This is a genomic window from Streptomyces sp. SUK 48 (assembly GCF_009650765.1).
Lineage (GTDB): Bacteria > Actinomycetota > Actinomycetes > Streptomycetales > Streptomycetaceae > Streptomyces.
The window spans coordinates 3200001-3224242 of sequence record NZ_CP045740.1 but is presented as its reverse complement, the minus strand read 5'-3'; the positions used below and the strand labels follow the sequence as shown (position 1 = coordinate 3224242).

Genomic DNA, 24242 nt, shown 5'->3' with positions numbered 1-24242 from the left:
ATGCGCTACGACGATCTCTTCATCGCCGGGGTCGGCTCCTTCCTGCCCAAGACGGTCGACGTCGACGAGGCCATCACGGCCGGCGCGTACGACGTGGAGGAGCAACGGGACAGCGGCCAGCGGTCGGTGACCGTCGCCGGCCCCGACGACTCCCAGCCGGAGATGGCGACGCGGGCCGCGCGGGAGGCCCTCGGGCGGTCCGGCCGCGCCCCCGCCGACGTGGCTCTGCTGCTGCACGCGGTCACCAGCCACAACGGCCTGGACGGCTGGAACGCGGCGGCCCATCTGCAGCGGCGGGTACTGGACGGCGGCGGAGTCTCCTTCGAGATACGGCAATTGTCGAACGGGGCCCTGGGCAGCGTCGAACTGGCCGCCGCCTATCTGGCGGGGGCACCCGGCCGGGACGCCGCGATCATCACCGCGGCCGACCGGTTCGCCGAGCCCGCCTGGGACCGCTGGCGCTCCCAGTGGGGGCTGGTCTTCGGCGACGGGGCGAGCGCGGTGGTGCTGTCGCGCTCCGGAGGGTTCGCGCGGGTACGGTCCGCCGTCACCGTGTGCGACACGGAACTGGAAGTGCTGCACCGGGGCACCCTGCCCTTCAGCGCGGCCCCGACCGAGGACCAGTACCCCATCGACTTCCGCGCCCGCACCCTCGACTCGTCCCTGATCATGGGCTTCGAGGAGGCGGAACGCAGAATCACCGCCGGACTGCGCGCGGCGGCGGAGCGGGCGCTGACGGAGGCCGGCACCACGGCGGCCGACGTGCGGCACTGCGTCGTGCCGCACTTCGGCCGGGAACTCCTGCGCAAGCAGTGCCTGGAGCCGCTCGGGATCGAGCTGGAGCGGACCACGTGGGAATGGGGTGCCCAGGTGGGGCACCTCGGCGCCGCCGACCAGTTCGCCGGGCTCGCCTACCTCACCGAGTCCGGACAGCTCGCCCCGGGCGATCAGCTGCTGCTGGTGAGCATGGGCGGCGGCTTCAACTGGACCTGTGTCGTCGCCGATGTCGTGACGGACCCCGACTGGGCGCTGTGAGGCTCGCGCGCGAGGACAGCTGCGAGGCTCGCGCACGAGGACAGGCGAAGGCGGGACACGACAGCAGGGGCGTGACGGCCACCGGCCCTCACGCCCCTGCGGCCGTACCCGCTCAGCCGGCCGCGACCAGCCCCTCGATCGTCCGCACCGCGTCCGCCGGGCTGGGCAGCTCCGCGATCTCCGACCGCAGCAGCCGTGCCCGCTCGCCGTACGACGGGTCCTTCAGCATGGCCGCGGCGGCCTGGACCACCGCGTCCGCGCTCGCCTCGGCGAACGGCACCTGCCGGGCGGCACCGGCGGCCGTCAGCAGCCGTGCCGACTCCCAGACCTCGGCGATCACCGGGATCGCCAGTTGCGGCACTCCGGCGGTGAGCGCCGTGAGGGTCGTACCGACGCCCCCGTGGTGCACGACCAGGTCGCACGAGGGCAGGATCTGGCCCATCGGCAGCTGGGCGGCGGCCCGTACCCCGTCGGGCAGTGCTCCCAGATCGCGGACGACGGAGTCGGCGGCGCCCACCACGACCTCCGCCCCGAGCTCCGGAAGGCGGTGCGTCAGTTCCTCCAGCATGGAGAACCCGCCCCGGATCGGCGACCGGTTGAGCGGCACCCGGGTCCCGAACGTCAGGCACACGCGAGGACGTTCCCGCGGCACGAGCACCCAGCCGGGCAGGTTCTCCATCCGCCCGTTGTAGGGAACGAACCGCATACGCAGGGAGCCCGGGCGGTCCTGCGGACGCAGTCCGGGCGGGCACAGGTCCAGGGAGAGCAGGGCGGGGGGCAGATCGGCGCGCCCCGACGCCGCCAGTTCCGGGCGCAGTTCGTCGACGCCGGCCCGGGTGATGGACGGCGGTGAGCTGAGCCGCATGCCCTGCTCGACCCAGGGGAGGGACAGTTCGGCGGCGATCAGCGGTCCGACGAAGCCGTAGGTCTCGGTGACGATCAGGTCGGGCCGCCATCGCCCGGCGAGGGCCCGGACCCCGTCGAGGAGCCGGACGGCCAGCCGGGCGTAGCCCCGGCCGATGTGCGGCAGCAGGTTCTCCTCACCGCGCGGCATGGGCACCGCGTTGCCTTCACGGTCGTACGACAGCACCTCGGGCATCTCGACGGCGGGATGGCACTCGGCGAAGGGGAGCCCCGCGTCGGTGATGACACCGGCCATGTTCGCCGGCGCCGTCACGAGCACCTCGTGGCCCGCCGACCTGAGCGCCCACGCGATCGGGACCAGCGGCAGCACGAGCCCCTCCGAACAGGAGGCCGTCACTAGGATTCTCATGCCGCGATTGAAGACAGGCTCCCTGGAGTCTCGCTCGACGACCGCCCCGAACCCCCGGCCGCTCCCGTCTCCCGCCGTCCGTCCACCGGTATTCGAGCCGACGTCGAACACCGCCGTACACGCTCGGCCGGACCCATCAGACCGCGCCGTAAGGGGAGGCGGATGCGCGTTCTCGTCACGATGTTCCCATGGACGTCCCACTATCTGGCCATCGTGCCGTTCGGCTGGGCCTGCCGGCTCGCCGGGCACGAGGTGCGGGTGGCGACCATGCCGACCATGATGCCCGCGGTCCTGGAGTCGGGCCTGACCGCGGTACCGATCGGTCCCGCCGGTGGTCCGGCGGAGGCGTTCGAGCGCGCGGGCATCGATCCCCGGCACAAGCCCCCGCGGCCCCGCCGCGCCGCCGGCGAGGACGGCGGACGCGACGACGCCGCCCAGGACACGCTGAGCCCCTGGCCACAGGACTGGCCCGCCCACCCGGAGCGGCTGAGCGACGCCCAGCGCCAGGCCGTCAGCCGTATCGGGCTGTTCGCCTCGGTGATCGGCGACTCCCAGGTCGAGGACCTCGCCGCGGTCATCAGGGACTGGCAACCCGATGTCCTGGTCCACGACAGCACCCAGTTCGCGGCGCCGGTCGCCGCCGCGCTGACCGGCACCCCGACCGCCCGCTATCTGCTGGGCACACCGGGCATGCTCCGGGTGGACACGGCCTACTCCGCCGAACCCGTCCCGGAATACGCGGAGTTGTTCACCAAACGCGGTCTCGTCCCGCGTATCGAGCCGGACGTCTGGATCGACCCCTGCCCGCCGAGCGTCCAGTACCCCTACCCGCCGGACGCCGACGTCCTCGCCATGCGCTTCGTCCCGTACAACGGCACGGCGACGGTCCCCGGCTGGCTGCACGCGGCACCGGCTCGCCCACGGGTCTGCGTCACCTGGGGGTTCACCGAGGCGGAGCTGTCCGGGACCCGGATGCTGGGGCTGCTCCGGCAGACCCTCGACGCGCTGTCCGGCCTGGACGTCGAGCCGGTCCTGGTGATCAATCCCAAGCTCCGGGAGCTGCTGGGCGAGCAGCCCGACGGCGTACACACGGTGCTGTCCACGCCGCTCGGGCTCGTGCTGGCGACCTGCGCGGCCGTCGTCCACCACGGCGGCGCCGGAACCGCCATGACCGCGTCCGCGCTGGGCGTGCCCCAGCTGGCGATCACCACACCGCCGCACTACGCCCTGCCCGGGTTCCGGGTCGCGGGCACCGGCGCCGGCCGTCATCTCAGGGTCGACGAGATCTCCGACGGAGCCGCGGGCGTGACGGAGATCAGGGAGCACGTCTCCGCCCTGCTCACCGATCCCGGCCACCGCGCCGCCGCGATTCGGCTGCGCGAGGAGATCGCCGCACTGCCGTCGCCCGCGGCGGTGGTCGAGTCCCTGGCCCGCCGGGTCGCCCCCGGAGACCACCGCAGCGAAGGGGCCCTGTCATGCGCGTCCTGATCACGCCCTTTCCCTGGGTGCCGCACTACTACCCGATCGTGCCGTTCGCCTGGGCCTGCGCCATGGCGGGGCACGAGGTGCGCGTCGCCGCCATGCCGTCCCTGACCGACGTGGTGCTGCGGACCGGGCTGCCGGCGGTACCCGTCGGACCCGACCCGGCCGAGGCGTTCCGGCGCGCGGGCGTGAACTTCACCCCGCCCAAGGGAACGCGCCACGCGGAGCCGCGGCGGGAGGCATGGCCCGAGGACTGGCCCGCCCACCCCGAACGCCTCAGCGAGCGGCAGCGCGACTACTTCCGCAAGATCGGACTGTTCGCCTCGCTGATGGCCGATGCCCAGCTGGACGACCTGGTGGCGTTCGGGCGGGACTGGCGGGCCGACGTCGTCGTGCACGACGGAACGCAGTTCGCCGGTCCGGTGGCGGCCGAGGCGCTCGGCCTGCCCAACGTGCGCTATCTGCTCGGCTATCCGGGGCAGTTGCGGGTCGACACGAGCTACGGGACCGACCTCGTCCCCGAGTTCCCGCCGCTCTTCGAACGGTTCGGCGTCGCGCCGCGCCCGGAGCCCACCGCCTGGCTCGACCCGAGCCCGCCCAGTGTGCAGTACCCCTGGGCGCCGGACGCACGGGTGCTGAACATGCGGTACGTGCCGTACAACGGCCCCGGCGAGCTGCCCGCCTGGCTGAACGAGCCACCGGCGCGACCCCGCGTCTGCATGACCTGGGGGCACACCACCGCCGAATGGGAAGGCCCCGCCCTGGTCGGCTTCATCCGCCGCACCATCGAGGCGATACTCGCCCTGGACGTCGAACTGGTCCTCGTCCTCAGCGAGACCCTGCGCGACCTGCTCGGCGAGCAGCCCCCCGGGGTCAGGACGGCGGTCGGCGTGCCGATGAACGCGGTGCTGCCGTCCTGCGCGGCCGTCGTCCACCACGCGGGGCCGGGCACCACCATGGCCGCCGCCGCCCTCGGCGTACCCCAGCTGATGATCACGAACCATCCGCACAACGCCGCGATGGCCGCCCGGGTCGCGGCGGCCGGCGCCGGACGGCACCTGCTGATCGAGGAGGTGCCGGAGGGGACGGAGGAGACCCGGGCCGAGGTCTCGGGACTGCTGGAGAAGCCGTCCTTCCGGGAGGGCGCCGAGCGGCTGCGGGCGGAGATCGCCGCACAGCCCTCGCCGCTGGACGTCGTGACGAGGGTCGAGGAGCTCGTGCGATGAGGTACCGCACCCTCGGGAGGAACGGGCCGCGGGTCTCGGCCGTCGGACTCGGCTGTCTGGCCCTCACCGGCGGATACGGCCCCGTGGACCGCGGCGAGTGCGCGAACACCGTCCGCGGCGCGCTCGACCTCGGCGTCACCCTGTTCGACACCGCCGACTTCTACGCCGACGGCACGAACGAGGAACTCCTCGGCAGGGCCCTGGCCGGGCGCCGGGAGGAGGCCGTCCTCGCCACCCGCACCGGACTGCGCCCCCGGGTCGCGGGAGGGCCGCCGACCGTCGTCGACGGCCGCCCGCACACCCTGAAGAGCGCCTGCGCGGCATCGCTGCGCCGCCTGGGAACGGATCACATCGACATCTACTACCTGGGACGTGTCGACCCACGTGTCCCCGTGGAGGAGAGCGTCGGCGCCCTCGGGGAACTGGTGACCGAGGGAAAGATCCGGCACGTCGGGCTCTGCGAGACTTCCGCGGACGAGCTGCGCCGGGCCCACGCCGTCCATCCGGTCACGGCGCTGGAGAGCGAGTACTCGCTGTGGGAGAGACACATCGAGGACGACGTCCTCCCGGCGGCCACCGCGGCAGGCGTCGGACTCGTCGCGCACACCCCGCTCGGCAAGGGGTTCCTGACGGGATGCCTCGTCGACCCCGAGGATCTGGGGGAGGGCGACTACCGGCGCAACCACCCGCGGTTCCAGGGCGACAACTTCCGGGCCAACCGGCGTATCGTCGCCCGGGCCGAGGAAGCGCTGGCCGGCACGGGGGTCTCCCTGGCCCAGGCCGCCCTGGCCTGGCTGCTCGCACGCGGCCCGTGGATCGTCCCCATCCCCGGCACCCGTAGCCCGCGGCACCTCGCGGACAACGCGGCCGCGACCGAACTCCGGCTCCGGGATGACCGGAGTGAGCGGCTCATGGAACTGCTGTCACCCAGACTGATCTCAGGAAGCCGGCAGGCGGTGCGCCGGTAAGTACCCGACGGAAGTGGATCGGTACATGGACGGCTTGCAGACGACACCGGCTCGGCGCGTCGAACTCGAATCCGCCGACGGCACCCGCCTCGTGGCGACCGACCGCGGGAAGGGACCGGCGATCCTCATCGTGCACGGGGGTGCCAGCACGGCGACCTCATGGGAGTTCGTCGCCGCGCAACTCGCCGACGACTACCGGGTGTTGTGCCTGGAGCGGCGCGGCTACGGCGTCAGCGACCGGGGCCCTTCCCCGCACTCGATCGCGGCGGAGACCGAGGACGTCGCCGCTCTCGCCACGACCGTCGGCGAACCGGTGCTGCTCGTGGGCCACTCGTCCGGCGCGGTGGTGGCCCTGGAGGCGGCCCTGGCCGCGCCGCGGGCCTGTGCCGGACTGCTGCTGTACGAGCCGCCGGTGGCCGTCGACCGCCCGCTCGGCGGTGCGGCGCTGCGCCTGGCCAGGGCCCAGCTCGACGAGGGCAAGCCGGAGCAGGCGATGGCCACCCATCTCCAGCGGATCGTCGGGATGTCCCGGCGGTCGGTCCTGCTCATGCGGACGTTGCCGCCGTTCCGGCAGATCCTCGGCATGCAGGCCGAGGCGCAGATCCGGGACGACGAGGCCATCGAGGCGCTCGGCGTGGGCCTGGACCGCTACGCCTCGCTCGACGTTCCGGTGCTGCTGCTGGGCGGCGAGCGCAGCCCGGCCCATCTGCGCGCGCGGCTCGACGCGTTGGCGAAGGTGCTGCCCCGGGTCCGCGGAACGGTGATCATGCCCCGGCAGGGGCACATGGCGAACTTCCGGGCGCCCGGCGAGGTCGCGAACGTCGTGGCGGGCTTCGCCGCCGATGTCCTTGGCTGACACCCAGGAACTCGCCGTCGCACGGCTTCCACTCCATCACCATCCCCGACGAGGGAGGACAACGTGACGCGGCCCGCTGTCGAGAACGACCCGCCGCCGGCCCCCGCCGACGCACGCGGCCGAGTGGCCGAACTGCACGGGCTGCGCGCCCACGCGCTGGCCGGGCCGGACGAGAGGGCGACCGAGGCCCAGCACGCCAAGGGAAAGCTGACCGCCCGCGAACGCATCGCCCTGCTGCTGGACGAGGACAGCTTCCACGAGGTGGGCCAGCTGCGCCGGCACCGCGCGACCGGCTTCGGCCTGGAGGCCCGGAGGCCCCTGACCGACGGTGTGATCACCGGCTGGGGCACGGTGTTCGGCCGGCTGGTGTTCGTCTACGCGCATGACTTCCGCATCTTCGGCGGGGCGCTGGGCGAGGCGCACGCGGAGAAGATCCACAAAATCATGGACATGGCGCTGGCGGAGGGCGCGCCGCTGGTGTCGCTGAACGACGGGGCCGGCGCCCGCATCCAGGAGGGCGTCTCGGCCCTCGCCGGCTACGGCGGCATCTTCATCCGCAACACCAGGGCCTCCGGCGTCGTCCCCCAGATATCGGTGATGCTCGGCCCGTGCGCGGGCGGTGCCGCCTACAGCCCGGCGTTGACGGACTTCGTGTTCATGGTCCGCGACACCTCGCAGATGTTCATCACCGGCCCGGACGTGGTCAACGCGGTGACGGGCGAGGAGATCAGCCAGAACGGCCTCGGCGGCGCGGACGTCCACACGCGGACGTCCGGCGTGAGCCACTTCGCGTACGACGACGAGGAGACCTGCCTCGCCGAGGTCCGCTACCTGCTGTCCCTCCTCCCGCAGAACAACCGCGAGAGGCCGCCGGCCGCGGCGACCGACGACCCGGCCGACCGCCGCTGCGAGGAACTCCTCGACCTGGTTCCCGCGGACGGCAACCGCCCCTACGACATGCGCGCGGTGATCGAGTCGATCGCCGACGACGGTGACTACCTGGAGATCCATGAGCGTTGGGCCACCAACATCATCGTCGCCCTGGCCCGCCTCGACGGCCAGGTCGTCGGCATCGTGGCCAACCAGCCCCGCTCGCTGGCCGGCGTCCTCGACATCAACGCCTCCGACAAGGCCGCTCGCTTCGTCCAGCTGTGCGACGCCTTCAACATCCCCCTCGTGACGCTCCTCGACGTCCCCGGCTTCCTGCCCGGCGTCGACCAGGAACACGGCGGCATCATCCGGCACGGCGCCAAGCTCCTGTACGCGTACTGCAACGCCACCGTGCCGCGCGTCCAGCTGATCCTGCGCAAGGCGTACGGCGGCGCCTACATCGTCATGGACTCGCGTTCCGTGGGCGCGGACCTGTCCTATGCGTGGCCCACCAACGAGATCGCGGTGATGGGCGCCGAGGGCGCTGCCAAGGTCGTCTTCCGCCGCCGGATAGCGGAGGCCGCCGACCCCGACGTGATGCGCGCCCACATGATCAAGGAGTACAAGGCCGAACTGATGCACCCGTACTACGCCGCCGAGCGGGGCCTGGTCGACGACGTGATCGATCCCGCCGACACGCGCCGGGTGCTGATCCGCTCCCTGCGCATGCTGCGCACCAAGCACGCCGACCTCCCGGCACGCAAGCACGGCAACCCGCCCCAGTGAACTCATCTACTCCGCAGTGGAGTTGCTCCCATGAAGACCGTGCCGAACACGATGAACACGATGAACACGCCGAACGCGGTGGTACGCGTCGAACGCGGCGGACGGATCACGGACGACGAACTCGCGGCCCTCACCGTGGTGCTGCTCGCCCGGGCCGCCGGCAGAAGGAGCACGGCCGCCCGCGACGACCGCGCCGAAAGCGCCCCACCGCGCTGGGAACGCCTGGAGCGGCACGCCCTCTACCGCCTCCCCGGCAGCTGGCGCGGCGGCTCGGAGACCGGGGGCTGAAGACGTGAGGGCGGCACCGCCGCTGCCGCGCCAGCTGGTGTGACCTCGCCTTGTCTGCCGCAGAGGCGGGTGCGGATGGTCAAGCGTCGACAGCGGGGCGGCTTCTCGGTGCCTTACAAGAGCCCGAGATCGACCGTGACGGAGAAAGGCGCGGTGGCCTTCACCGTGCCGGTGAACATCTCGCCGTTTCCGCTGCGCCCAGCCTACTGTTGCGAGGTGCCAGGTCGCCTGACTCGGGAGGGCGAGGGGCCGCCCGCCACGTGATGGCTCACCAGTGCAATTCGGCCACACGAGAGGGGCCCGTGAGGGTTTCGCCGGTCGTGCCAGGTGCTGTGAGAGGCTGGACCGTATGAACCGGTTGGCTGGTGTGACCTCGCCTTATCTGCTGCAGCATGCTGACAATCCGGTCGACTGGTGGCCCTGGACGCCGGAGGCGTTCGAGGAGGCCCGGCGGCGGGATGTGCCCGTGCTGCTGTCGGTGGGCTACTCGGCCTGCCACTGGTGTCACGTCATGGCCCACGAATCCTTCGAGGACCAGGACACCGCCGACTTCCTCAACGCGCACTTCGTCAGCGTCAAGGTCGACCGCGAGGAGCGGCCGGATGTCGATGCCGTGTACATGGAGGCCGTGCAGGCCGCCACCGGGCAGGGCGGGTGGCCGATGACCGTGTTCCTCACGCCGGACGCCGAGCCGTTCTACTTCGGCACCTACTTCCCGCCCGAGCCCCGGCACGGGATGCCGTCCTTCCGGCAGGTGCTGGAGGGGGTCCGGCAGGCGTGGAGCACCCGGCGGGACGAGGTCGGGGAGGTCGCCGGGAAGATCGTGCGGGATCTGGCGCAGCGGGAGATCGGCCACCAGGGGGCCCGGCCGCCCGGCGAGCAGGAACTCGCCCAGGCGCTGCTCGGGCTGACCCGCGAGTACGACGCGCAGCGCGGCGGATTCGGCGGCGCGCCCAAGTTCCCGCCGTCCATGGTGCTGGAGTTCCTGCTGCGCCACCACGCGCGCACCGGCGCCGAGGGCGCGCTCCAGATGGCCCAGGACACCGGTGAGCGGATGGCTCGCGGCGGGCTCTACGACCAGCTCGGCGGCGGATTCGCCCGTTACTCCGTGGACCGCGACTGGGTCGTGCCGCACTTCGAGAAGATGCTGTACGACAACGCCCTGCTGTGCCGGGTGTACGCGCACCTGTGGCGGGCCACCGGATCCGAACTCGCCCGCCGGGTCGCCCTGGAGACCGCCGACTTCATGGTCCGTGAACTGCGCACGGCTGAAGGGGGGTTCGCCTCCGCCCTCGACGCCGACAGCGACGACGGGAGCGGGCGGCATGTCGAGGGGGCGTACTACGTCTGGACGCCGGAGCAGCTGACCGGCGTACTCGGCGAGGCCGACGCCCAGCTCGCCGCGCAGTTCTTCGGGGTCACCGAGGAGGGCACCTTCGAGCACGGCCAGTCCGTCCTGCAACTCCCGCAGGACGAGGGCGTGTTCGACGCCGAGAAGATCGCCTCCGTCAAGCGGCGGCTGCTCGGCGCCCGCGCGCGGCGGCCCGCGCCCGGCCGGGACGACAAGGTGGTGGCCGCCTGGAACGGGCTCGCGATCGCCGCGCTCGCCGAGACCGGCGCCTACTTCGACCGCCCCGACCTCACCGAGGCCGCCCTCGGCGCCGCCGACCTGCTCGTGCGGGTGCATCTGGATGAGCACACCCGGCTCACCCGCACCAGCAAGGACGGCCGCGCCGGCGCCAACTCCGGTGTCCTGGAGGACTACGCGGACGTCGCCGAGGGCTTCCTCGCGCTCGCCTCCGTGACCGGCGAGGGCGTCTGGCTGGACTTCGCCGGACTGCTCGTCGGCCATGTGCTCGCCCGCTTCACCGATCCGGAGACCGGCGCGCTCTACGACACCGCGGCCGACGCCGAACGGCTCATCCGCCGCCCCCAGGACCCCACCGACAACGCCACCCCCTCCGGCTGGTCGGCCGCCGCGGGCGCGCTGCTCGGATACGCCGCCCAGACCGGCTCCGAGGTCCACCGGACCGCCGCCGAGCGGGCGTTGGGCGTCGTGGGAGCCCTCGGCCCGCGCGTGCCCCGTTTCATCGGGTGGGGGCTCGCGGTCGCGGAGGCGCTGCTCGACGGGCCCCGGGAGATCGCGGTCGTCGGCCCGTCCCTCACCGACCCGGCCACGACCGCCCTGCACCGTACGGCACTTCTGGCAACCGCCCCGGGCGCGGTCGTCGCCGTCGGCACCCCGGACAGCGAGGAGTTCCCGCTGCTCGCCGGCCGCCCGCTCGTCTCCGGACAGGCGGCCGCCTACGTCTGCCGCGACTTCACCTGCGACGCCCCGACCACCGACCCGGACCGGCTCCGCACCACCCTCGAAAGCCACTGAACCCGGCGGGAGAACGGGAGGACGGGAGGGCGTCACGCGCCGCTGAGGATCACCCCCCTCGGCGCCAGCGTCGCGATGCCCTCCGGGGGCCCGCCGGAACGGCCCGGCCGCTCGACCGCTCTCAGCCGTCCTGAGCGCTCCCCTGAGCACGCATGCTCAACGCCCGCTCCACGACCGCCTCCAGCTGGTCGTGATGCGCCCCCTTCCAGTACGCGCGCCCGCAGGACGCACACTGCGCGAAGACGTCGTACGACCGCTCGGTGCCGCCCTTGAGCTGGTCGGCGACCTCCTCCTTGGTGGCGGCCCGCAGCAGCCCGTTGCAGGCCGTGCAGCGGGTCCAGGGGCGCAGTTCGGGGGCGAACCGGCCGAGGACGTCCCGGAGCTGCTCCTCCGGCTGGGTGCTGTAGACGTAGGCCCCGGCCCACAGCTCGCGGCGGCGCAGCAGCCCCCGGTCGCGGCTGAGCATCACCCGCCGCTCGGCCGCCGAGCGCGCCGCCAGCGCCGGATCGCCGATGTCGGTGGACTCGTACGCCGTGTCGACGCCGAGCAGCCGCAGCCGGCGGGCCAGGGTGCCGAGGTGGACGTCGAGGAGGAAGCGGAGCGGCGCGCCGGGCACCCGCTGGGGGCGCGCCACCGCCCGCACGCGCACGCTCTCGCCCGCGCGCGGGATGTGCGAGACCGGAACCTCGCGGCCGTCCACGAGCAGCGCGCCGACCTCGGTCAGCGGCACCCCGAGGGACTCGATGACATGACCGAGCGTCGAGACGCCGTCGGTGCCGAGCGCGGTGGCGCCCGCGCGCCGGGCCGACGGGACGAACAGGTGCAGCTCGGGGGCGACTTCGACGCGGATCTCGGTTCCGTTCACCTCGTCAGCATGGCACGCCGGGAGCGAGCGGTCTCACTGGTCTCCGGCGCCCGGCGGACCGTGCTCCAGGACGTCCAGGGCGCGGTCGACGAGGTCTCGCGGGTCGTCCCGGTGGCCGTGCTCGGCCCAGTACACGAGGGTCTCCAGCAGACCGCCGATCAGCGACATGACGTAGACCCGCACCGCCAGGTCGCCGGGGTCGCGGCCGGTGCGCTCGGCGACGGCCCGGCACAGCAGGTGGCCGGTCGCCGACATGCTCTCCGTCATCCGCGAGCGCACCGCCGGGACCTCGACCATCAGGCGGGTGCGCAGCCGGGAGAGCTCCGGGTCCTCCTCCAGACCGGCCCGGACCGCGTGCCGCAGCGCGTGCCGGACGGTGTCGGTCCACGGCTCTTGCGCGGGCCGCCGCCCGATCTCCGCCAGGATCATCGCGTCGAACTCGTCGGTGAGGACGATGTCCTCCTTGGCCGGGAAGTACCGGAGGACCGTCGACGGCGACACCTCCGCCCGGTCGGCGATCCGGTCGATCGTCGTGGCGTCGTACCCCTGCTCCTCGACCAGGGCGTACGTCGCCCTGCGGATCGCCTCCCGCGTCTTGATCTTCTTGCGCTCCCGCAGACCGGGGCGGGGGCCTTCGGTGCCGGCGCGGGCGGGGGAGGTGCTGGTGGGGCGTGCGGCCGTCATACCGGTCATTCTCCGGGACCGGCAGCGGCACCGGCATCAGCGGCGGCGGCATCGGCGACGGCGGCCGGGGCGGCCATGTCTCTCCCGGCATGAAAAACGGCCACGGCTCGGATGAGCCGTGGCCGCGGAAGCGGACGGGGTCACGCGTGCTGGTACGCCACCAGCGAGATCCCCACGTAGTGCACGACGAACGCCGCGAGCGTGAAGGAGTGGAAGACCTCGTGGAAGCCGAACCAGCGCGGTGACGGGTTCGGCCGCTTGAAGCCGTAGACGACGCCGCCCGCGCTGTAGAGCAGCCCGCCGACGATCACCAGGACCAGGACGGCGATGCCGCCCGTGCGCAGGAAGTCGGGCAGGAAGAAGACGGCCGCCCAGCCCATCGCGATGTAGCAGGGCGTGTAGAGCCAGCGCGGGGCGCCGACCCAGAAGACCCGGAAGACGATCCCGGCCGCCGCCGCGGCCCAGATGCCCCACAGCAGCCACTGGCCCTTGGCGCCGGGCAGCAGCAGCATCGTCAGCGGGGTGTAGGTGCCCGCGATGATCAGGAAGATGTTGGCGTGGTCGAGCCGGCGCAGCAGGCCGTCCATCCGCGGGCCCCAGTTGCCCCGGTGGTACAGCGCGCTGACGCCGAACAGCAGGCAGGCCGTGAGGACGTAGATCCCGCAGGCGATACGGCCTCGGGTCGAGTCGGCCAGGGCGGTGAGGACGAGACCCGCGACGAGTACGGCCGGGAACATGCCGAGATGCAGCCAGCCGCGCAGCCTCGGCTTGATCGGGTGCGGCAGGGAGAGCGCCAGGGGACCGCGGCCGCCGGCCGGCGTGTCCTTGGGCGCGTCGGGGACGGACGCAGTCATGCGCCGCATGGTACCTACGCCTCCGTAAATCGGATGTGAGGGGCGTGCCTTGGTCGGGTGAGCGCAAAAAGACGTTCAGCTGAAATCCAGACAGACGCAAAGAAAATGCAAACGCCGCTGGAAGCGTGGCTCACCTCACTTCGCTCACCTGTGAGACCCCCTGGACAGATGGGCGGACCGGGCGGATGATCAAATGAGTGCAGTCGGCACCGGATGAGCGTCAGCGAAGCGTCCGGGTCGCAGCCCCCACGGGGCAACAAGGACAAAATCCCTCACTTAGGAGCAACCGTGGCGCGCGACAACTCGGCTACCAGCGTTCCCACCCGCCACCAGGAACTGATCTCGTGGGTCGACGAGATCGCCGAACTGACGCAGCCGGACAACGTGGTCTGGTGTGACGGATCCGAGGCCGAGTACGAGCGCCTGTGCGAGGAGCTCGTGGCCAAGGGCACCTTCAAGAAGCTCGACCCGGTCAAGCGCCCGCACTCCTACCTCGCCGCCTCCGACCCGACCGACGTGGCGCGCGTCGAGGACCGCACCTTCATCTGCTCCGAGAAGGAGGAGGACGCGGGCCCGACCAACAACTGGAAGGCCCCCGCCGAGATGCGGGAGATCTTCGCCGGCGACAAGGGCCTGTTCCGCGGCTCCATGCGCGGCCGCACCCTGTACGTCGTCCCGTTCTGCATGGGCCCGCTCGGCTCCCCGCTGTCCGCGCTCGGCGTCGAGATCACCGACTCCGCCTACGTCGCCGTCTCCATGCGCACGATGACGCGCATGGGCCAGGCCGTCCTGGACGAGCTGGGCGAGGACGGCTTCTTCGTCAAGGCCGTCCACACCGTGGGCGCCCCGCTGGAGCCGGGCCAGGCCGACGTGCCGTGGCCGTGCAGCCAGACCAAGTTCATCTCCCACTTCCCCGAGGCGCGCGAGATCTGGTCGTACGGCTCGGGCTACGGCGGCAACGCCCTGCTCGGCAAGAAGTGCTACGCGCTGCGTATCGCCTCCGTCATGGCGCGTGACGAGGGCTGGCTCGCCGAGCACATGCTGATCCTCAAGCTCACCCCGCCGCAGGGCGAGTCCAAGTACGTGGCCGCCGCGTTCCCGAGCGCCTGCGGCAAGACCAACCTCGCCATGCTGGAGCCCACCGTCTCCGGCTGGACCGTGGAGACCATCGGCGACGACATCGCCTGGATGCGCTTCGGCGAGGACGGCCGCCTGTACGCGATCAACCCCGAGGCGGGCTTCTTCGGCGTCGCGCCCGGCACCGGCGAGCACACCAACGCCAACGCGATGAAGACCCTGTGGGGCAACGCCGTCTTCACCAACGTGGCGCTCACCGACGACGGCGACGTCTGGTGGGAGGGCATGACCGAGGAGACCCCCGCCCACCTGACGGACTGGAAGGGCAACGACTGGACGCCGGGCGCCGAGGCCCCCGCCGCCCACCCCAACGCCCGCTTCACCGTGCCCGCGTCGCAGTGCCCGATCATCGCGCCCGAGTGGGAGGACCCCAAGGGCGTGCCGATCTCCGCGATCCTCTTCGGCGGCCGGCGCGCCAGCGCGGTGCCGCTGGTCACCGAGTCCTTCGACTGGGACCACGGCGTCTTCCTCGGCGCCAACGTGGCCTCCGAGAAGACCGCCGCGGCCGAGGGCAAGGTCGGCGAGCTGCGCCGCGACCCGTTCGCCATGCTGCCGTTCTGCGGCTACAACATGGGCGACTACATGGCGCACTGGATCAACGTGGCCAAGGACAAGGACCAGTCCAAGCTGCCGAAGATCTACTACGTCAACTGGTTCCGCAAGAACGACGAGGGCAAGTTCGTCTGGCCCGGCTTCGGTGAGAACGCCCGCGTCCTGAAGTGGATCGTGGAGCGCCTGGACGGCAGGGCCGCGGGCGTCGAGACGCCGATCGGCGTGCTGCCGACCAAGGAGGCGCTGGACACCGACGGGCTCGAACTGTCCGACTCCGACCTCGACTTCCTGCTCACGGTCGACAAGGAGGTCTGGCGCGAGGAGGCCGCGCTGGTGCCCGGCCACCTCGACACCTTCGGCGAGCACACCCCGAAGGAGCTGTGGGACCAGTACCGCGCGCTGGTGGAGCGCCTGGGCTGAGCCCCGACAAGCTCCGCGGCCGGTCCGACTAGCCCTGACCAGCAATAGTCGTCACGAAGGCCGGCCGCGGAAACCCGCTGAGGGCCCCGCACAACGGCGTGCGGGGCCCTCGGGCGTTCCCGGCCCTCCGGTGCGCTGCCGCCGGCGGTCCTCCAGATACCGCGTGTGCGACTCCCGCCTCCGCGCCTCCCGCTGCCGCGCCTCCGCGTCCCGCAGCGCCGACGCCGGCCGCTCGGCCTCCTCCGCCGGCCGACCCGGCCGGCGCTCCCGACGCCGCTCCGGCGGCTCCGCGCCCGGGGTCAGCCGGGTCCACCAGCGGGCCCGCGCGAAGGCGTCCAAGGCGTCCACCGTCTCCGGCACGTCCTGCCGTACCGTCCGGGCGACGGCCTACACCCCCTCCGGGTCCCGGGCGAGGGCACTCGGCGGCCCAGCCGGGCGCCAGCAGCGCGCCCAGCAGCCCGGTCGGTCCGCCGAGTACGGCCGCGGCTTCCGACGGCAGCTCGACGCCCGCGAGACACCCCTCCAGCTTCGCCAAATCGGCCCGGATGTAAGCCAGTTGGTCCGACGGGCTCGGGAAGCCGGGCGGCACCGGCCGCTCCGGCGGGGCGAGCAGCGCGCCCACGCCGTACGGCCCCGCCATCACCAGGCGAGGGGTCCTCCCGGAACTCCGCCTTCCCGGGCGCGGCCGGGGAACGCCGGGTGACGGGTCGGCCCCGGCACTGCGACGCGTGCGGGGCACCCGGTCCGCGCGTCGCTGCGGGTGCGCGCGGACCGGGGCCGATCAGGGGTGCCCGGGATCAGCCGGTGGCGGTGAGTTCCCTCGGGCCGGCGGCCGGCGCGGCCGGCGCGGCCGCGTGGGCGTCCATGCGCTCGGCGGCCAGGATCGCCACCGCGGTGTCCGCGCGGGAGGCGGCGACCACCAGGGCGCGCCCGGCCAGGGTGTGGGCGCGGCGGTGCAGGGCCGCCGGATCCCCGGGGGCGGCGCCCGGCTTCGCCCGCTGCGGCTTGCTCCCGCGCAGCCGGCACACCTGCGCCACCAGCCGGTCCGCGGCCGTGTCCAGGTCGGCCGAGGGGGCCTGCGCGCGCAGCTCGTCGGTGACCGCGAGCAGCGCCGACAGATGCCCGGCGAGCTGGATGTCCAGCTCTTCCTCGCGCGAGCGGTGGGGGAAGTCGGAGGTGCCGGCCGTCGTGCTGTGGACCGACTTGGTGCGGATCGGTTCGTACATGGGACGGCCTCCTGTGCTCTGGCAGGAAACCATCCTAGCTTGGATTTCGTCTAAAGTTGAGTCGGGTCACAGATTGAAGCGCGTCGACTACGGACCGCCGTCCGGACCGCCGTCCAGGGCGGCTCCCGTCTACGGCTGCCCGTAGCCGTCCAGGAAGGTCCCGATCCGCGTCACCGCGTCCTTCAGGTCCCCGACGTTCGGCAGGGTGACCACGCGGAAGTGGTCCGGCTCGGGCCAGTTGAAGCCCGTGCCCTGCACCACCATGATTTTCTCCTGGCGCAGCAGGTCGAGGACCATCTGCCGGTCGTCCCGGATCTTGAACACCTGCGGGTCGAGCCGCGGGAAGAGGTACAGCGCGCCCTTCGGCCGGACGCAGCTCACGCCGGGGATCTGCGTCAGCAGCTCGTACGCCGTGTCCATCTGCTCCTTGAGCCGGCCGCCCGGCAGCACCAGGTCCTGGATCGTCTGGCGTCCGCTCAGCGCGGCGACCACGCCGTGCTGCCCCGGCATGTTGGCGCACAGCCGCATGTTCGCCAGGATCGTCAGGCCCTCGATGTAGGAGTCGGCGTGGGCGCGCGGTCCGGAGATCGACATCCAGCCCACCCGGTAGCCGGCCACCCGGTACGCCTTCGACATGCCGTTGAAGGTCAGCGTCAGCAGATCGGGGGCGATCTTGGCGGTCGGGGTGTGCGTGGCGCCGTCGTACAGGATCTTGTCGTAGATCTCGTCGGAGCAGACCAGCAGGTTGTGGCGGCGGGCGATGTCCGTCAGCCCCTTGAGCATGGCCTCGTCGTAGACCGCGCCCGTGGGGTTGTTCGGGTTGATGATGACGATCGCCTTGGTGCGGTCGCTGACCTTGCGCTCGATGTCGGCGAGGTCGGGCATCCAGTCGGACTGCTCGTCGCACCGGTAGTGCACCGGCGTGCCGCCGGACAGGGAGACCGCGGCCGTCCACAGCGGGTAGTCTGGCGCCGGTACGAGGACCTCGTCGCCGTCGTCCAGCAGGCCCTGCATCGCCATCACGATCAGCTCGGAGACGCCGTTGCCGATGAAGACGTGCTCGACGTCCGTGTCGATGCCGAGGGTCTGGTTGTGCATGACGACCGCGCGCCGGGCGGCCAGCAGCCCCTTGGCGTCGCCGTATCCGTGGGCCGTGGAGACGTTGCGGAGGATGTCCTCCAGGATCTCCGGCGGGCACTCGAAACCGAACGCCGCGGGGTTGCCCGTATTGAGCTTGAGGATGCGGTGTCCCGCCGCCTCGAGCCGCATGGCCTCCTCGAGAACCGGGCCCCGGATCTCGTAACAGACGTTGGCGAGCTTGGTCGACTGGATCACCTGCATACGCGCGAGCTTAGGACCCCACGGCCGCTCATGGGTGGTGTTTTCCACCACGCGAGACGCGGTTTTGCCCCGTATTGCCCCGCGACCACCGGGACACCCACACGCCTCCCGGAAATCCGCCGCCCTCTCTATCGAACATACATACGACTCAGAACCACCCGGCCCGGCCCACATACCGCACGGCCCGACCGGCACCCCGCCCCGCGCCCTCCATCGCCCGGCCACCCCCGACCGCCCGCACCCCGGCGCCGACGCCACCCCGCACTTCCCCCTCCGGCAAAGGCCGCACCCACGCCATGCACCCCCGCCCACCCCCTCCTCAAGTCGGCAAGGAATCAAGAGAGTTGATCACAGGCGTCGCACAGGGAAACCCCTACGACCTGATCCGGCGTCTTGTTCCCGCCCCTCCGCTGTGCCGAGAATGCGCATGACAACACAGCGGGCGGCCGGAAATCCCTCCGGTCGCCCCCGCCGTAAGAGGGGACCCCCACATGAACAAGCCTCTCCTCGCCGCGCTGTCCGCCCTGGCCCTGGCCGGGCTCGGCGCGGCTCCCGCGGTCGCCGCCACGCACGCCGACTCCCCTGCGTCCAAGGCCAAGACGCCCGCCGTCACCGTCAACTTCGCCGGCACCGTCTCGCTCAGCGACTGCTCCGGCTCCGTCATCCGCTTCCCCAACTCCGCCGACAGCGACCCGGCGCTGGTGCTGACCAACGGCCACTGCCTGGAGACCGGCTTCCCCGACCCCGGCGAGGTCATCACCGGCCAGTCCTCCAGCCGTACCTTCGGCCTGCTGAACGCGAGCGGCAGCAAGATAGCCACCCTGCGCGCCAACCAGGTCGTCTACTCCACGATGACCGACACGGACGTCACGATCTACCGCCTCAGCACCACCTACGCGCAGATCAAGAGCTCGTACGGCATCAGCCCGCTCACCATGAACGACACCCACCCGACCGCGGGCACCGCCATCAAGGTCGTCTCCGGGTACTGGAAGACCACCTACAGCTGCAACATCGACGGCTTCGTCAACCAGCTGAAGGAGGGCGACTGGACCTGGAAGGACTCGATCCGCTACACCTCCAGCTGCAACACCATCGGCGGCACCTCCGGCTCCCCGGTCATCGACACCAGCACCGGCAAGGTCGTCGCCGTCAACAACACGGGCAACGAGGACGGCGAGCGCTGCACCGTCGACAACCCGTGCGAGGTGGACGCGAACGGCAACGTCACCGTCCACAAGGGCACCAACTACGCCGAGGAGACGTACGGCATCCCGGCCTGCTTCACCACCGGCAACAAGCTGAACCTCGGCGCGGCCGGCTGCACCCTGCCCAAGCCGTAAGGCGCGGACGCACGGCGGGTACGGCGCTCACCCGGGCGCCGGCACCTGCGTCCGGCGCACGGACCGCCCCGCGAGTACGTCCGTCCGCGCGCCGTCCTCGATGACGAAGCGGCCGTCGATCAGGACGTACGGAATGCCCGTCGGCGGCGTCCGGGGCGCCTCGAAGGTGGCGCCGGACGCGACCGTCTCCGGGTCGAACAGCACCAGATCCGCCCGGTACCCCTCGCGCACCAGGCCCCGGTCCGGCAACCGCAGCCGGGCCGCGGGCCGCGCGGTGAGACGCGCGACGCACTCCTGAAGCGACAGCACGCCCGACTCCCGCACATAGTGGCCGAGATAGCGCGGGAAGGTGCCGTACGCCCGCGGGTGCGGCTTCGCGCCCCGCAGGATGCCGTCGGAGCCCCCGGTATGGGCGCGGTGGCGCATCAGGGCGCGCACGTTGTCCTCGTGGCCGACGTGCTGGAGGACGGTCGTACCGAGCCGGTCCTCGATCAGCAGCCGCCGGGCCACCTCCCACGGCGACCGGCCCCCCGCCGCCGCCAACTCCCGGACCGTGCGCCCCACATACGCGCCGAGCGCCGGATCGGTCACCCCGGAGACCTCCACCGTCTCCCACTCCACCGGCACCCCGTGGCAGCCGTCCGAGCCGGTCACCTCCAGCTCCCGCCGGACGCGCTCGGCCGTCACCGGGTCCGCGAGCCGGGCCAGCACCCGCGCCGGACCGCCCGCACCCGCCCAACTCGGCAGCAGCGCCGCCAGGGTGGTGCAGCCGGGCGTGTAGGGGTACGTGTCGAAGGTCAGGTCCGCGCCCGCGTCCAGGGCGCGGTCGAGCAGGGCCGTCAGCTCGTCGGCCCGCCCCTCGTTCACCCCGAAGTTCATGGTGGCGTGCGCCAGATGCAGCGGGCAGTGCGCCGCCCGGGCCAGCGCGACCATCTCGGCATAGGCGTCCAGCGCACCGGCGCCGTAGGACCGGTGGTGCGGACAGTAGTAGCCGCCGTACGACGCCACCACCCGGCACAGCTCGGTCAGTTCGGCGTCGTCGGCGTACATCCCGGGGGTGTAGGTGAGCCCGGAGGACAGCCCGACGGCCCCCTGCTCCAGCCCCTGCGCCACCAACTCCCGCATCCGGCCCAGCTCTTCGGCGGTCGCGGGCCGGTCCTCCCACCCCATGACGAGCGCCCGGACCGTGCCCTGCGGGATCAGGTAGGCGGCGTTCACGGCGATCCCGCGCCCCTCGAACCCGTGGTCCAGCCGGTCGAGGTACTCCCCGACCGTGCGCCACCCGAAGTCGATGTCCTCGCCGTACCCGTTCCACCCGGCGATCGCCCGGCGCACCTGCTCCAGCGTCCGCTCGTCCACCGGCGCGTACGACAGCCCGTCCTGGCCGATCACCTCCAGGGTGACCCCCTGCGCGGTCTTCGCGCTGTGCTCGGGGTCGCGCAGCAGCGCGAGGTCGGAGTGGGCGTGCATGTCGATGAACCCGGGGGAGAGGACCAGCCCCTCGGCGTCCAGCTCCCGCATCGCCCGCGGCCGTTGGCAGCCGGCCGCCGCGGCCTCCTTGACGATGGCGACGATCCGCCCGCCGTCGACGACCACATCGGCCCGGTACGACGGCCCCCCACCGCCGTCGACCACCTCGGCGTCCCGCACGACCAGGTCTTCCATGCCGGCCTCCCCGACCGCTCCAGAAGCTTTCCGCCTCAGAAGTAGGTGCGGATGTAGTCGACCACCGTGCCGTCCGCCTGCGCCACCGGGATGAGCTGCCACTTCTCGAAGACGGTGCACGGATGGGACAGGCCGAAGCCGATCCAGTCGCCCACCCGGAGATCCGCCCCGTCACCGGTGCGCAGCCACAGATGTTGGTCGGACAGCGCAGTCACCTCGATCCCGGCCGCCGGCCGCTCGGCACCGTCCTGGCGCACCACCCGCGCCACCGGCAGATCGAGGTCGTACGAGACGTCCCGCTTCCCCGCGTTCGCGAACGCCTCCGTCGCCGAGGGCCGCGAGACCACCTGCGCCCACAGCCGGAACGCGGGCTCCAGCGCGCCCTCCCCGGGCACCCGGTTGAACGGGGTGAGCTCGCTGTAGTGCACATCGTCGTGCGAGACGTACGCACCGGAGCGCAGCAGCTTGAGCACGGGGACGGACAGCGCGGGGATCGCGGCGAAGACATCGGCCACGACGTCGAACCACTCGCTGCCACCGGCGCTGACGACGATCTCGTCCACACCCTCGAACAGCCCGTCCCGGTCGAACCCGACCGCGAGGGAGACGAGTTGCTCCAGCCAGCCGCGCACCCGCTCCGGGTCGGCGTCCGGCACCTGGGCCTCGTACCCCGCCACCCCCACGAGCCGCAGCGCCCGCGCCCGCCCGACCGCCTCGGCGACGGCCCGCGCGTCCGCCGCCGTACGGACACCCGTACGGGCCCGTTCGCCCGCGCCCAGCTCCACGACCACGTCCACCGGCCGGGCGGCCCCCGCGAGGGCCGCGTCCATCAGCTCCACACCGCGCACCGAGTCGACGTAGCAGACGAAGCGGAAACCGGGGTCGGCGGCGAGCTCACCGGCGAGCCAGCGCAGGGCCGCGGCGTCGACCAGCTCATTGGCGAGGAAGATCCGCTGCACGCCGAACTCCCGCGCGACGCGCACCTGGTGGGGCACGGCCAGGGTGATGCCCCACGCGCCGTGCTCGATCTGGCGCCGGAACAGCTGCGGCGCCATGGAGGTCTTGCCGTGCGGCGCGAACGCCAGACCGTGGCGGGCGGTGTACGTCTCCATGAGCGCGAGGTTGTGCGCGAGGCGCTCGGCGGACAGGACCAGCAGGGGGGTGGTGAATCCGCCGTCCGCGTCGAACAGGTTGCACCGCTGGGCGGCCAGCTCCCGGACGGTGAGACCGCGGGCGCCCGGCGGGAGGCCCTTGAAGCGGTGGTCGACCCGTTCCTCGGCCAGCCGGTCGAGCGCTTCGGTGTCCATGGGAGCCCTTCGTCGTCCGGCGCGTGCTCTGTTCGTTGCATTCTGTGCAACGCTCATTGCATGCAGTGCTCACTGCTGTCTAGCATCTCGCCGACAACGGGTCAACGGAGTGATACCGCCGACGCTGGGGGGGTGCGGGAATGGACGTCGTCGCACTGGGCGAATCCATGGCCACCTTCGTCCCCACCCGGCCCGGCCCCCTGGCCGACGTGCCCGCCTTCTCCCGCGCCGTCGGCGGCGCGGAGTCCAACGTGGCCTGCGCGATGGCGGCCCTCGGCCACGCGGCCCGCTGGGTGAGCAGGGTGGGCGCGGACGGGTTCGGGCAGTGCGTGGTGGCGGGCGTCGCGGAGTACGGGGTCGACGTGTCGGCGGTCCGCCGCGACCCGTCCCGGCCGACCGGCGTCTACTTCCGCACGGCGGCGGACCGGGACTCGGGGCGCACGAGGTGGCGTACTACCGGGCGGGCTCGGCGGCATCCGCGATGTCCCCGGACAACACGGACCTCACAGCGGTGCTGGCCGGACGAGTCCTGCACCTCTCGGGCATCACCGCGGCCCTCTCCGCCGAGTGCCGCGCCCTGATGCGGGACCTCACGTCCCCGCGCCCCGCCCGCCCGCTCGTCTCCTTCGACGTCAACTACCGTCCCGCGCTCTGGCGTCACGACACCGACGGACCACGCGTGCTGCTGGAACTGGCCCGCCGGGCGGACATCGTCTTCGTGGGCGAGGACGAGGCGGCACAGGTGTGGGGGGTGACCGGGGGACCGGGGGCGATCAGGAGGATGCTGCCGGAACCGGGCGTGCTGGTGGTGAAGCAGGGGGCACGGGGTGCGACGGCCTTCCGCCGGCGGGCGGGCAGCCGTACCGGCCCCCGGCCCGCCCCGGCACAGGGCATCTTCGAGCCGACCCGGACCACGGACGCGGCCGGCACCTTCGAGCCGAGCCCCGCCGTCACCGCCGTATCGGCCATCGGCGCCGGAGACTCCTTCGCCGCCGGCTACCTCTCCGCCACCCTCCGCGCCCTCCCCCTCCGCCGACGCCTGCGGTACGGCCACCTCCTCGCCGCCGCCACCCTCACCGCCGCCACCGACCTCGCCCCACCCCCACCCGCGCCCATGCCGACCGGCTCGCCGCCCTGGACGACACCGCATGGGGAAGACTGCGACTCGCCCCCGGCTGGACGCAGACCGCGCGGGCCCCGAGGAGGCCAACACCCCATGAGCCAGACCGTCGACCGCGCCCTGAGCATCCTGCCGCTGCTCGCCGAGGGCCCCGCCGACCTCGGCCGGGTCGCCGACCGGCTCGGCGTGCACAAGTCCACCGCCCTGCGGCTGCTGCGCACCCTGCACGAACACGGCCTGGTCTACCGCCAGTCCGACCACCGCTACCGCCTCGGCGCCCGCCTCTTCGCCCTCGCCCAGGAGGCGATGGAGAACCTGGACGTCCGCGAGATCGCCCACCCCCACCTCGTACGGCTGAACGAACAGTGCGGCCACACCGTCCACCTCGCCGTGTACGACGAGCCCGAGGTCCTCTACATCGACAAGGTCGACAGCCGCTACCCGGTGCGCATGTACTCCCGCATCGGCAGGCCGGTCGCCCTCACCGTGGCCGCCGTCGCGAAACTCCTCCTCGCCGACCTCCCCGAACCCGAACGCCGGGCCGTCGCGGAGAAGCTCGAC

Annotated in this window: 19 protein-coding genes and 1 pseudogene (1 of these 20 only partly in view); 12 read left to right on the top strand and 8 right to left on the bottom strand. The window is 72.4% G+C overall.

What is annotated here, in order from left to right; genetic code table 11:
• Window positions 1–1035 (top strand): ketoacyl-ACP synthase III family protein, encoded by a 1035-nt coding sequence (locus GHR20_RS13625; protein ID WP_153813314.1) that lies wholly within the window; start codon window positions 1–3, stop codon window positions 1033–1035.
• 112 nt (window positions 1036–1147) lie between these two features.
• On the opposite strand, the gene GHR20_RS13620 is transcribed toward GHR20_RS13625, so the two are convergent.
• Complete coding sequence (locus GHR20_RS13620) at window positions 1148–2308, bottom strand: nucleotide disphospho-sugar-binding domain-containing protein (protein WP_153813313.1); 1161 nt, start codon at window positions 2306–2308, stop codon at window positions 1148–1150.
• 162 nt (window positions 2309–2470) lie between these two features.
• Between GHR20_RS13620 and GHR20_RS13615 the strand changes: the two genes are divergently transcribed.
• The 7 genes from GHR20_RS13615 (at window position 2471) to GHR20_RS13585 (ending at window position 11167) form a co-directional block, all read left to right on the top strand.
• A complete protein-coding gene (locus tag GHR20_RS13615) occupies window positions 2471–3796 on the top strand; it encodes a nucleotide disphospho-sugar-binding domain-containing protein (RefSeq protein ID WP_153813312.1) in 1326 nt (441 codons plus the stop codon).
• On the top strand, window positions 3784–5016 hold the full coding sequence (locus GHR20_RS13610) for a nucleotide disphospho-sugar-binding domain-containing protein (protein ID WP_153813311.1): 1233 nt from the start codon (window positions 3784–3786) through the stop codon (window positions 5014–5016). The genes GHR20_RS13615 and GHR20_RS13610 overlap by 13 nt, the downstream gene beginning before the upstream one ends.
• Window positions 5013–5984 (top strand): aldo/keto reductase, encoded by a 972-nt coding sequence (locus tag GHR20_RS13605; protein WP_153813310.1) that lies wholly within the window; start codon window positions 5013–5015, stop codon window positions 5982–5984. The genes GHR20_RS13610 and GHR20_RS13605 overlap by 4 nt, the downstream gene beginning before the upstream one ends.
• A gap of 25 nt (window positions 5985–6009) precedes the next feature.
• A complete protein-coding gene (locus GHR20_RS13600; protein WP_153813309.1) occupies window positions 6010–6840 on the top strand; it encodes an alpha/beta hydrolase in 831 nt (276 codons plus the stop codon).
• A gap of 63 nt (window positions 6841–6903) precedes the next feature.
• Window positions 6904–8496, top strand: a complete 1593-nt coding sequence (locus GHR20_RS13595) for an acyl-CoA carboxylase subunit beta (protein WP_153813308.1) — start codon at window positions 6904–6906, stop codon at window positions 8494–8496.
• Window positions 8497–8526: 30 nt separating this feature from the next.
• The gene (locus tag GHR20_RS13590) at window positions 8527–8784 is read left to right on the top strand and encodes an acyl-CoA carboxylase subunit epsilon (protein WP_243878015.1); all 258 of its coding nucleotides are present in this window, start codon (window positions 8527–8529) and stop codon (window positions 8782–8784) included.
• Between the two features lie 349 nt (window positions 8785–9133).
• Window positions 9134–11167 (top strand): thioredoxin domain-containing protein, encoded by a 2034-nt coding sequence (locus GHR20_RS13585; RefSeq protein WP_153813307.1) that lies wholly within the window; start codon window positions 9134–9136, stop codon window positions 11165–11167.
• 121 nt (window positions 11168–11288) lie between these two features.
• Here the strand turns inward: GHR20_RS13585 and GHR20_RS13580 are convergent, their stop codons facing one another.
• The 3 genes from GHR20_RS13580 to GHR20_RS13570 form a co-directional block, all read right to left on the bottom strand.
• On the bottom strand, window positions 11289–12032 hold the full coding sequence (locus GHR20_RS13580) for a Mut7-C RNAse domain-containing protein (protein WP_153813306.1): 744 nt from the start codon (window positions 12030–12032) through the stop codon (window positions 11289–11291).
• A gap of 33 nt (window positions 12033–12065) precedes the next feature.
• Entirely contained in the window at window positions 12066–12716 is a 651-nt protein-coding gene (locus GHR20_RS13575) for a TetR family transcriptional regulator (RefSeq protein ID WP_243878014.1), read from the bottom strand.
• A gap of 140 nt (window positions 12717–12856) precedes the next feature.
• Window positions 12857–13570 carry a hemolysin III family protein gene (locus GHR20_RS13570; RefSeq protein WP_111586577.1) on the bottom strand — a complete coding sequence of 238 codons (714 nt, stop codon included), beginning with the start codon at window positions 13568–13570 and terminating at the stop codon, window positions 12857–12859.
• Window positions 13571–13858: 288 nt separating this feature from the next.
• On the opposite strand from GHR20_RS13570, the gene GHR20_RS13565 reads away from it, so the two are divergent.
• Complete coding sequence (locus GHR20_RS13565; RefSeq protein ID WP_111586554.1) at window positions 13859–15679, top strand: phosphoenolpyruvate carboxykinase (GTP); 1821 nt, start codon at window positions 13859–13861, stop codon at window positions 15677–15679.
• A 797-nt stretch (window positions 15680–16476) separates the two neighbouring features.
• On the opposite strand, the gene GHR20_RS13560 is transcribed toward GHR20_RS13565, so the two are convergent.
• Window positions 16477–16905 carry a hypothetical protein gene (locus GHR20_RS13560; protein ID WP_153813304.1) on the bottom strand — a complete coding sequence of 143 codons (429 nt, stop codon included), beginning with the start codon at window positions 16903–16905 and terminating at the stop codon, window positions 16477–16479.
• A gap of 129 nt (window positions 16906–17034) precedes the next feature.
• Window positions 17035–18246: a pyridoxal phosphate-dependent aminotransferase gene (locus GHR20_RS13555; protein WP_111586556.1), complete on the bottom strand. Its 1212-nt coding sequence runs from the start codon at window positions 18244–18246 to the stop codon at window positions 17035–17037.
• 491 nt (window positions 18247–18737) lie between these two features.
• Between GHR20_RS13555 and GHR20_RS13550 the strand changes: the two genes are divergently transcribed.
• Window positions 18738–19589: a serine protease gene (locus GHR20_RS13550; RefSeq protein ID WP_153813303.1), complete on the top strand. Its 852-nt coding sequence runs from the start codon at window positions 18738–18740 to the stop codon at window positions 19587–19589.
• A 27-nt stretch (window positions 19590–19616) separates the two neighbouring features.
• On the opposite strand, the gene GHR20_RS13545 is transcribed toward GHR20_RS13550, so the two are convergent.
• Window positions 19617–21254, bottom strand: a complete 1638-nt coding sequence (locus GHR20_RS13545) for a D-aminoacylase (RefSeq protein ID WP_153813302.1) — start codon at window positions 21252–21254, stop codon at window positions 19617–19619.
• Between the two features lie 35 nt (window positions 21255–21289).
• The gene (locus GHR20_RS13540) at window positions 21290–22561 is read right to left on the bottom strand and encodes an alanine racemase (protein ID WP_153813301.1); all 1272 of its coding nucleotides are present in this window, start codon (window positions 22559–22561) and stop codon (window positions 21290–21292) included.
• 140 nt (window positions 22562–22701) lie between these two features.
• On the opposite strand from GHR20_RS13540, the pseudogene GHR20_RS13535 reads away from it, so the two are divergent.
• Both GHR20_RS13535 and GHR20_RS13530 read left to right on the top strand, forming a co-directional pair.
• A pseudogene (locus GHR20_RS13535) lies at window positions 22702–23743 on the top strand (sugar kinase); the annotation flags it as partial.
• 34 nt (window positions 23744–23777) lie between these two features.
• Window positions 23778–24242: the 5' portion of an IclR family transcriptional regulator gene (locus GHR20_RS13530; RefSeq protein ID WP_153813300.1), read on the top strand. 297 nt of this gene lie beyond the right edge of the window; 465 of the gene's 762 nt are visible here — the first part of the coding sequence; the start codon lies at window positions 23778–23780; its stop codon lies off the right edge, out of view.